The following is an 8,672-nucleotide window of genomic DNA, read 5'->3' as shown; positions in this document are numbered from 1 at the left end:
TCCTACTTCGCCGCGTCCTGCGGCGGCGCACCGCTCAGCATCATCAAGGAGTACATCGAGAACCAGAAACGCCCCGGCTGAGGTCAACAGTGCAGACCCGGGCGCCCATGCAGGTCAGAGCAACCCAGAGAAGCGCTTCCTCCCAAGCGTGAACGCCTGGGGTTCCGCGCTAGATCACGCTGAACATGCGACGGTACGTTCTCACCGGTACGCCGGGTGCGGGTAAGACATCGATCCTGCGGTGCCTGGCTGAGCTTGGCTACGGGGTCGTCGAGGAGGCTGCGACTGCCGTCATCGCGCAGGCGCAGGCGCAGGGCGAGGACGCGCCGTGGACTCGGGCGTCGTTTGTCGACGACATCGTTGATCTGCAAAGACGACGACAGTTGGAGGCCTCCGCCAGGGGCCCTGTCCAAGTGTTCGACCGGTCTCCGGTCTGCACGTACGCGCTCGCCAAGTACCTGGGACTGCCGGTATCCCGCGCGTTGACGGCGGAGATCGAGCGGATCACCGCCGAAGAGATCTACGAGCGCCAGGTGCTCTTCATCCGCAATCTGGGATTCTGCGAGCCCACCAGGGCGCGTCGGATCAGCTTCCAGGAGTCATTGGCTTTCGAACGGCTCCACGAGCAGAGCTACCGCGCGTTCGGCTACGAACTCGTCGACATTCCTGCCGGCTGCCTGGCCCGCCGCGTCGCTGCGGTCAGCTCCGCGATCTCACGGCCGGCCTCGTGACGACGCCCACCCCCATCCCAGCGCTGCCCGCGTAGCAGCTCACGCGCGGCTTGCGCAGCGCGGCGTCGGTGCGGTGCCGCGCTCGTGATCGCACAACCCTCCTGCCCGCTCGCCGCCGCTCCCCCGGTGACGGGGAGAACTCTGAGAACGGCGGGCCACGGGCCACGGCAGTGCAGCCGAGGCCAGCAGCCATGGAGCCAGGCGACACCCTCGAAGCCCTCTCCACCGACTGGTCGCGGTGGATGTAGTAGCCGGCCGGGCTGGTGCGCGAAGCATCGTAGATGCGCCAGCGCGAGCGCCGGCGCTCCTGCGGAGGCGGGAGGGGAGCGAGCCTGCAGCGCCCCCTGGAGACGTCGAGATGGCGGGGCCTCGCCGAAAGCAGGTGCCGCGCGCCAGGCAGTGACGTAATGTGCGCACCCGGATTTGGTCTATTACTCGTCCGGGTGCGGCGACTTCTGCGGGAGGGCTTTGATGGTTACAGGCATGGTCAGGACCTGGGCGGAGGGCTGGGCCGTGTCACGGCTGACGCCCCCGCCGACGGAGAAGCCCTGGGGGCTCTACATCGAGGTGACCGACGACCCCAACGAAGCGGGACGCCATGTCCTGCCCGAAGCGGATGAGTTGTTGGTCCGCAGCGCCGCTGCCGCTGTGTCCGTGCCGCGGACCTGGATGAAGATGCCCGCGGAGCCGGAGGAGATCGAGCCCTGGCTGCCCCAGGGGTGGGTAGTGGCCTGGAAGGACACCGGACATCTGATGGCGATTGACCTGATGGCTACCGACCCGGTCGCACCGGAGGGATATACCGCGACCGTGGGGACTCTCAGCGGCGTTACCCACGTCCGGGTCCTTGATGCAGCGGGCGAGCAGGCAGCCCAGGGACAGATGGCGATCCTCGGAGAGGCCACAGTCATGGACCGGGTGCTGACCGGGGAGGCTCATCGGCGGCGAGGTCTGGGCAACTTCGTGATGCGCACGCTCGCCGACCACGCCCTGGAGGAGGGGGCGGCCCTCGGCGTTCTCGGCGCGACCGACGCCGGGCGTGCGCTGTACGAGACCCTGGGCTGGAAGAAGCACGCAACGCTGGCGGAGTGCGTCTACCGGCCCTGAGCCGGGAAGGTGAACCCTGGGAGGGGGCGCCACCAACCCGTCATTCGCCGAGGGATGCGCTGCGGCGCGCCCGCGACGCTGTCTCAAGCGAAGCCCGTGTCCGCGACTGCGACCAGCCGGTCGACCAGCTCAGAGGGAAGGGCCGCTTTGGCAGCGAGCCCGCAAAGCACCACTGCCGAAAGCTGGGATTCCGGAGCATCCCCGTGGTCTGCGAGTGTCACCATGCCCATGCCCATGCCCACGGCCTCGACGTCGAACGCTCCTCGTCGCCGTCGCAGCCTGGAGCGACCGCTCCAAGTCCGACCAGGACCCAGCCGAATGGGCGCAGCCGGCCCCCGACGTGCCGTGCACCTACATGTCCGACTGGGTGGGCCCCACTGCGCTGATCCCTGACCGTCGACCGGCAAGAGCGCGACACCCTGCACGAACTCACCGTCACTTGCGACGAGGACACAGACGTGGAGAACGAGCCGGTGTAGCCACCCGCTGACAGCGGCGGGAGGAGCAGGGGGAAGAGCCGCGCTCATGGTGGCTACGGCGCTGTGCCTCCGCTCCCCCACCGTGCACAGCTCTGGCGCCCCGCGGCCAGGGGGAAGGCCGCGTGCTTCTGATCCCCCGAACCCGGGCAGGCAGGGCAACCTTCTGGACAACGCCCTCTTAACGTGGCGTTTGGCAGGCGACGTCCCGAGGTACCCCTGCTGGCGTCGTCGGCCCACCGCCTCGGGAGTGAACCACCCCATGTCCAGTGACGCTCGCTCCGCCGCCCACGCCGTCCATCGGGTGACACTGGCAACCGGCGGCGCCGACGACAGCGATGACCTGCTGCGCGCCGGGCTGGCCGCCGAGCCCAAGCGGGTGCCCAACCGGTTCAACTACGACCTGGCCGGATCGGCCCTGTACGAGGAAATCGTGCGGCTGCCGGACTACTACCCGCCGCTGGCCGAGCGACGGTTACTGGATGCCTGCGGAGACGACATCGTCAGCGTCGCGGGCATCACCACCGTGATCGACCTCGGAGCGGGCAACGCCGAGAAGACCGAGCATCTTCTCCAATGCGTGGATCGGCACGCCGGGCTGGCGGCCTACACCGCGATCGACGTCAGCGCCGAACCCACGGTCAGCGCCGCGCAGCGCATCCAACAACGGTGGCCGGACGCCACGGTGACCGCGATTCACGGTGACTTCCTCCCAGCCCTGCGCTGGTTGCGAGGCCGGGGGCGCCACCGACTTCTGGCCCTGCTGGGCAGCACGTACGGAAACCTCTCGATCCCCGAGCGGCGCCGCCTCTTGGACGCGCTGCGCCAGGCCGGCGACACCGACGACCGCTTCCTCCTCTGCCTCGATCTGAACGAGCCTGCCGACGCTGTCGAGCGCGCCTACTCGGCGGGCTACGACGGAAAGCGTCCGGTGCGGCGGATGTTTGCGCTCAACTGCCTGACACACCTCAACCGCCGGTACCGCGCCGACTTCGACCTGGACGCGTTCCGCCCCGAGATCACCTACGACCAGGAAGGCCGCGACGTCCGGGCCGTACTGCGCAGCACCCGCCCCCAGACGGTCCGGCTGGCCAGGCTCGGCCTCGAAGTCGCCTTCGCGGAAGGCGAGCCGATGCTGCACGACGTGCTGCACAAGTTCACCGTCCCGGAACTCGTCGCGGAGGTGGAACAGGCCTGCTTCCAGCACGAAACCCACTGGGTCGAGGCAGAGCACCAGTACGCGGCCTTCCTCTTCAGCTTCCGGTGACTGGGGCCGAGGCCAAGTTAGTCGTGAGGCCAGGGGCCCGGCTCGGCAGGCTCAAGATCGCCTCTCGTGCCGGGTAGCTCGACCTCGCTCGCCAACTTCCCGCTCGGACAAGTGGACCACCAATACCCGCCGCTTTCACGCCGCGGCGACTGGGCCGCTTACTTGCCGGCGAGGCTGCCATCCTCATAGGCACGCCTTGGGGGATGCCAATTCATCAGTCACCAGCCCCGCCATGCGGATCGTCCTTGCGCCCCACTCTTCGCCAAATCAGGGTCATCCCGAGCGCCAGAACAGCCACGGCCACGAGAACGATGACGGCCTTGAGCGCGGAGTCCCACAGCAAGTGATGGACAAGGTCCGACGACTCCGCCGCGATGCCGGCCTTCACCGACGGCCCCGTCGCCGTATCGGGGGCTGCCCGCTCTCCAGCCGTCGGGCCGCGGCGCGCAGCCCGGCTCGCACCGCGGGGTCGGCAAACCGGCGCACTTGCTTGAGTTTGCCTCGCCGCTTGAGGGTCAGGGCGACGGCGAATACCACAAGCGCCAGCACCACGAGCCCGCCCAGCAACAGACCGAATCTGATCAGCATGAGGTTGAGGTATGTCTCCACGAAGAAGCCTCCAGGCGTTTTTTATCACGGTCGTGATATCAATCTTTGTATCACAACCGTGATAGAAAGGCCTCATGCCAAAGTACGTGGATCCGGATGCCCGCCGCCGCGTCGTCGTGGACGCCTTGTTCCGAGTCGTCGTGCGCGACGGCCTGCAGCGCACGTCACTGCGTGCCGTTGCGGACGAGGCCGAACTCAACATCGGCTCACTACGCCATTACTTCGCCAGTCAGCAAGAGCTGATGCACTTCGCGATGCAGTCGATGCTCGACCGTCTCGGCAGTCGACTGCTTGAGCGCGTCGAGCAGATCGGGGAGCTGGGCCGTCACCCCCGCAGGGAGCAGGTCCAACTCGTGGCCGACCTCCTCGCCGAGCTTCTGCCGCTCGATGAACGCCGCCGCGCCGAGGTCACCGTCTTCCTCGACTTCAATACGGCCGCACGCACCAACCCCGACTTCGGCGACCTCTCGCGCCAGTCCGCCGCCGGCGCGAGAAGGCTCGTCCACCGGGCCCTCACCCGCCTCACCGAAACCGGAACGCTGCATCCCGGCCTCGATCTCGATATCGAGACCGAGCGCCTCACCGCGCTCCTGGACGGGCTCGGCCTCAGCGCTGTCCTGCACCCGGACATCCTGAGCCCCCAGACGTGCATCGAGGTGCTACTCACACACCTCGGCGCACTGACGGCGCCCACCATGACTCCGAACCCAACGCCCTGACCCCGAAGCAGACCTGCTCGACGGCCCGAGGCCAGGCGGCGGCATGGCGGAAGTCTGCTCTGGCAACGTCGAGCGCGCCCGGCCGCCAACTACATGCCCCGAAGGGCCCCAGGCCGCCCCAATGCTTCATTGAACTCGCGGAAGTCCTCTGTGCGTCGTCTCAAGACGTGGCTTGCACAGAACTGCCTCCCCGCCATCTGATTCCTCTTCTACACGAGGCAGACTGATGCGGCATTGCCCCAGGCCCGCAACGCACTTGCGGCAAATTCACGCCCAACGGCCTCGGCCCCATGGCAGGGCCCTGACATGCTGATGTGATGATGGTGTCGACCTCGGGCAGCGCGCACCAGACCCTCGCGCGGGCCCCCGCGACGACGAAGGCCCAGCCAGTGAGTACGTGGAACAGAGTTCTCGATGCCGCAGAAATCCGCTCCCCCCACTTGCGGAGCGACTTCACTCGGCAGCACAAGCTGGTCCGGCGGTACAAACCTCAGCACTATGTTGCAACCCGCCTGCTGCTTCCCAGCGCGCTGGTTCCGCACGTCGTCGTGGCGACGGCATTCATGCACCACACGGACAACCTCCTCGACTCCGGGCCACGCAGGGGACGCGCCGGCGCCTTTGCACGCTGGAATGAGGAAGTCCGTGAAGCCTTGGGCATGGGGCACAGCACTCACCCTCTGATCCGGCCCCTGCTGCATGCGGTCGCCACGCACCCCTGCCTCGCATCCCATGTCGAGGAATTCCTCGACGGTGCTCGCACCGACCTCAACTTCACAGGCTTCGCCACAGAGGCCGACTACCAGCGCTACATCGACCAGTATTCGCTCCCTGCTTTCATGGTCATAGCCAACCTTCTGACCCCAACGGCAGATTCCGCCGACTACCGCAGCGCGTGCCGCCGCTACATCGACGGCAGCCAGCGACTCGACTTCGTCAACGACTTGAGTGAAGACCTGCGGGATGGCCGGCTCGCCATACCCCTGGAGACTCTGGATCGACACGGAGTAACCCGGACGGATCTGGAGCATGTTCGGGACACCGCGCAGGTGCGCGCTCTCCTGCAGGATCTCCTCGGCCAAGCCCTACGCACGCTGGCCTCCAGCCGTGAAATAACGCAGTTCGTCCCGCCCGCACACCGCCCGCTGGTCAGAACCCTGATCGCGGTGGAGGAGCGCAGCGCCGAGGCCGCAATGGGAAAGGGCGCTGCGTTGCTCGCCAAACCCGCCCGCCCACCCTTGCCCACGATGGTCGCCCTTCTTCTGCGCGAATACCGGCATGCCTGGGGCTTCCGCCGAGCTGCGGTCAGACCCATCTGAGGTCGGATTCAGCAACGTCGCAGCACGGACATGTTGTGTGATTCAAGGGGTCGGCTCTTAGGGTGCGTGACACGGTTCGATCAAGGTCGGCGTCCGCCCATCGATCGTTGGTACGGACGTGCCGTTGACTGTTGAGCAGTAGGCGCAGTGGGCGCGGATCGAGCCGTTGCCGTCGGACCCCCCTGGTCCGCTGGTCCGCTCGTGTCGTGCAAGCCAGGGCCGCCAATTTGCGTGCGGCTGGTCCTGGCCGGCCGTTGCTCCCGTTGGCGTTTGTGGTCTGCGCCGTCGAGACGTGTTGCGGAGCCGATGACGGCGGGGGCCACACCCCGCGGCATCAGCTCATCGGCCGCTCCACTCGGCGCGATACAGCGGGATTCTCCGGCCCGTGGGCCGAGGCCCGGCTCAGCGGCCCGTCAGGGCCTGTCGAGCGGCGACGGATCCGGCTCGGCAAGGACGACGGTGATGCCGCGCCGGCGCAGTTCGCGCACCAGGTCGGGGTCCGCGCTCCCGTCGGTGACCAGCGTCCAGCCCTCGGGCAGGGTCGCCCAGGCGTGGAAGGGGCGTCGGCCGAGCTTCGCGGCGTGTGCGAGGACGTACACCACCTCGGAGCGGCGGGCCATCAGCTCCTTGAGGCGGGTCTGGCGCAGGTCGGCCTCGCAGATGCCGTGTTCGGGCGAGACGCCGTCCGCGCCGAGGAAGACCCTGTCGTAGGTCATCCGTTCCAGGGCGGCCTCGGTCAGCGGCCCCACAAAGCCCTGGCTGAGCGGTCGCAGGGTGCCGCCGAGGCATTCGATGTGGACCGTCTCGACGTCGGCCAGCTCCTGAAGGGCCGTCAAGCCGGTGGTCGCGACGGTCAAGTCCTGGGCACCGCGCAGTTCATGGGCGAGGGCGCCTACGGTGGATCCCGCGTCCAAGAGCAGTGTCTCGCCCGGACGGACCTGGGCGGCCGCCCACCGTGCGATGGCCTGCTTCGCCTCGAATGCCTCGCCGGTGCGCTGCCGCAGCGATGCCTCCGGGTGCGCGGTCAGGGCGATGGCACCGCCGTAGGTCCGGGCAAGCCTGCCGTCGCTGTGGAGTCTGGCCAGGTCGCGGCGGATGGTGGAGGGTGTCACGCCGAACAGCTGGGACAGCTCCTCGACGCTGGCCAGCCCGGTGGTGGTGGCGAGTCGCACGATCCGGTCGCGCCGCTCCGTGGATCCGATCGCAGACATCAGCTTCCTGTCCTCTGCTGCCCCTGGCACCGTGGCCGCACCCGGGCTCGGACCTTCGTCCAGCGGTGCTCGTGATTCACCTGCGGTGCCAATTCCTTGAGTACGGGAGTACGGGAGTACGGGAGTACGGGGATATGTGGCCGGGGCGGTCAGTGCACCGGCGCGGAGGACATCTCGGCGGCCTGCCGCAGGGCCTCGACCATGCTACCGGCCTCCGCCTTTCCCGTACCGGCGATGTCGAAGGCGGTGCCATGGTCGACGGAGGTACGGATCACGGGCAGGCCCACCGTGAGGTTGACGCCGGCCTCGATGCCGAGGACCTTGACCGGGCCGTGTCCCTGGTCGTGGTACATGGCGACGATGAGGTCGTAGTCGCCGCGCGCGGCGAGAAAGAAAGCCGTGTCGGCGGGGAGCGGTCCGCGCGCGTCGATCCCGTCGGCGCGCACGGTCTCCAGAGCGGGGACGATCTTCGAGTCTTCCTCGCCGTAGCCGAAGAGGCCGTTCTCGCCGGCGTGCGGGTTGATTCCGCAGACGCCGATGGCCGGCTTCTCGACGCCCGCGCGCACCATCGCCTCGTGGCCGCGGCGTACGGTGCGCTCGACCAGGCCGGGCTCGATGCGGTTGACGGCGTCGATCAGGCCGATGTGGGTGGTGACGTGGATGACCTTGACCTTGGGCGTGGACAGCATCATCGACACCTCCTCGACGCCGGTGAGATGGGCGAGGAGTTCGGTGTGGCCGGGGTAGAGGTGGCCGGCCAGGTGCAGGGCCTCCTTGTTGAGGGGGGCCGTGCAGATGCCGTGGACGTCGCCGCTCAGGGCCAGGTCGGCGGCGACCCGTACGTACTGGTAGGCAGCGTCGCCCGCCACCGCCGCCAGTTCGCCCCAGGGCAGGTCGGCGGGGAGCAGGGCGAGGTCGATGACGTTGATGCGGCCCGGCGTGAATTCGGCCTGGGCCGGTCCCTCGATGGTCACGATGTCGCAGGGCGTGCCGAGGATGCGGGCCGCCGCACGCAGACGCTCCGCATCGCCGACGACGATCGGGCGGCAGTCCCGCACGGTGTTCGGGTGCAGCAGCGCGGGGACGATGACCTCCGGACCGACGCCGGCACCGTCGCCCATGGTCACCGCGATGATCGGGAGCGGGTGGGCGGTGGCGGGGAAGGAGACGGGGGCGGGGGTACTGGTCGCGTTCACGGTTTCTGTCTCTCCTTGCGTACGTGATCGGGGTGGC

Annotated in this window: 9 protein-coding genes; 5 read left to right on the top strand and 4 right to left on the bottom strand. The window is 68.3% G+C overall.

Annotated elements, in window-relative coordinates; translation table 11 throughout:
* The first annotated feature begins 185 nt into the window (after nucleotides 1–185).
* The 3 genes from ACH4FH_RS35655 to ACH4FH_RS35645 all read left to right on the top strand — a co-directional run bounded on the left by ACH4FH_RS35655 (nucleotide 186) and on the right by ACH4FH_RS35645 (nucleotide 3,581).
* Nucleotides 186–731, top strand: coding sequence for an ATP-binding protein (locus ACH4FH_RS35655; RefSeq protein WP_398560116.1), 546 nt, complete (start codon nucleotides 186–188; stop codon nucleotides 729–731).
* 483 nt (nucleotides 732–1,214) lie between these two features.
* Nucleotides 1,215–1,838 carry a GNAT family N-acetyltransferase gene (locus ACH4FH_RS35650; RefSeq protein ID WP_398560115.1) on the top strand — a complete coding sequence of 208 codons (624 nt, stop codon included), beginning with the start codon at nucleotides 1,215–1,217 and terminating at the stop codon, nucleotides 1,836–1,838.
* A gap of 738 nt (nucleotides 1,839–2,576) precedes the next feature.
* On the top strand, nucleotides 2,577–3,581 hold the full coding sequence (locus tag ACH4FH_RS35645) for an L-histidine N(alpha)-methyltransferase (protein WP_398560114.1): 1,005 nt from the start codon (nucleotides 2,577–2,579) through the stop codon (nucleotides 3,579–3,581).
* Nucleotides 3,582–3,795: 214 nt separating this feature from the next.
* On the opposite strand, the gene ACH4FH_RS35640 is transcribed toward ACH4FH_RS35645, so the two are convergent.
* Together ACH4FH_RS35640 and ACH4FH_RS35635 are read right to left on the bottom strand one after the other, a co-directional pair.
* Nucleotides 3,796–3,969, bottom strand: a complete 174-nt coding sequence (locus ACH4FH_RS35640) for a hypothetical protein (protein ID WP_398560113.1) — start codon at nucleotides 3,967–3,969, stop codon at nucleotides 3,796–3,798.
* A complete protein-coding gene (locus tag ACH4FH_RS35635) occupies nucleotides 3,966–4,190 on the bottom strand; it encodes a hypothetical protein (protein ID WP_398560112.1) in 225 nt (74 codons plus the stop codon). Before ACH4FH_RS35635 ends, ACH4FH_RS35640 begins: the two co-directional genes overlap by 4 nt.
* 74 nt (nucleotides 4,191–4,264) lie before the next feature.
* Here ACH4FH_RS35635 and ACH4FH_RS35630 point away from each other — a divergent pair, with 74 nt between their 5' ends.
* On the top strand, nucleotides 4,265–4,909 hold the full coding sequence (locus tag ACH4FH_RS35630; protein WP_398560111.1) for a TetR/AcrR family transcriptional regulator: 645 nt from the start codon (nucleotides 4,265–4,267) through the stop codon (nucleotides 4,907–4,909).
* A 317-nt stretch (nucleotides 4,910–5,226) separates the two neighbouring features.
* A complete protein-coding gene (locus ACH4FH_RS35625) occupies nucleotides 5,227–6,228 on the top strand; it encodes a phytoene/squalene synthase family protein (RefSeq protein ID WP_398560110.1) in 1,002 nt (333 codons plus the stop codon).
* A 413-nt stretch (nucleotides 6,229–6,641) separates the two neighbouring features.
* Here the strand turns inward: ACH4FH_RS35625 and ACH4FH_RS35620 are convergent, their stop codons facing one another.
* Nucleotides 6,642–7,439 (bottom strand): DeoR/GlpR family DNA-binding transcription regulator, encoded by a 798-nt coding sequence (locus ACH4FH_RS35620; RefSeq protein WP_398560109.1) that lies wholly within the window; start codon nucleotides 7,437–7,439, stop codon nucleotides 6,642–6,644.
* Nucleotides 7,440–7,588: 149 nt separating this feature from the next.
* Entirely contained in the window at nucleotides 7,589–8,635 is a 1,047-nt protein-coding gene (gene pdxA, locus ACH4FH_RS35615; RefSeq protein ID WP_398560108.1) for a 4-hydroxythreonine-4-phosphate dehydrogenase PdxA, read from the bottom strand.
* Nucleotides 8,636–8,672: the final 37 nt, after the last annotated feature.

It is taken from the genome of Streptomyces sp. NPDC017993 (assembly GCF_044328065.1).
GTDB lineage: Bacteria > Actinomycetota > Actinomycetes > Streptomycetales > Streptomycetaceae > Streptomyces.
Note: the sequence above shows the minus strand (reverse complement) of the source record. Positions and strands in the feature narration are given on the sequence as shown.